Here is an 859-nt window from a genome sequence, read left to right on the forward strand (position 1 = left end):
GAAGGATCACGTTTGGCCTTGAGGATAGCCTCGTCGCCGTTGTGATAGGCGAAGGTGATCTCGATCGTGCCGTCGTCGAGCAATCCGGCGGAGCCGTCGCCGGTGACTTCGTCCATCGAAGGCCGTGGCGGTTCTCTATCAGCCCATGTCCCATGAAGCTCAGCTTGGCCTCCTTGCCCCGCCCCTTGCGGTAGAGCCTGGCGTCGGGATCGGTGGTCGAGGCATGCGTCTCGTTCGATCGTTTCTCGCCGTGGAAGTCCGCTCCAACATTGCGTCCACCGCCGTCTGCCGGCGGTTCGCCCGAGCCGCCCTTCGGCTTGACGCTCTTCATCGACGCCCAAGCCTCGATCAGCGTACCGTCGACCGAGAAGTGATCCGTCGACAGAAGCTTCTTCACCTTGGGTTGCGCCAGCACGGCCGCCAGGGACTTCGCCGCGATGTCGCCCTCCAGCAGCCGGTCGCGGTTCTTCGAGAAAACCGAATGGTCCCAGGCTGCATCGTCGACGCCGATGCCAACAAACCAGCGGAACAGGAGGTCGTATTCCAGCCGCTCCATCAAAAGCCGTTCCGAGCGGATCGAATAGAACGCCTGCAACAGCATCGCCCGCAGCAACTTCTCAGGCGGAATCGATGGCCGCCCGATCGGCGAGTACAGGGCCGCAAATTCCCGCTCCAACGCCGAAAGCGCCTCGTTCACAATCGTCCGAATACGGCGCAACGGATGATCGCGACGCACCCGAGCCTCAAGGTCCACGTAGCTGAACAGTTCGCCCGTCTGTCTGTCACCGCCCCGCACGATTCACTCCAACATCTTGGTGGTCAGAGTGAATCACGAGCCTGGGACTGTCGCGAGCCCTTT

The 859-nt window shown here is 62.2% G+C and carries 1 protein-coding gene; it reads right to left on the reverse strand.

The window, feature by feature from the left end:
• The coding region (locus tag NKH28_RS34315) for an IS5 family transposase (RefSeq protein WP_352981464.1) at positions 1-796 on the reverse strand (796 nt) is incomplete at its 3' end.
• Positions 797-859 lie beyond the last annotated feature (63 nt).

Source organism: Mesorhizobium sp. M1227, assembly GCF_040318315.1.
Taxonomy (GTDB): Bacteria; Pseudomonadota; Alphaproteobacteria; order Rhizobiales; family Rhizobiaceae; genus Mesorhizobium.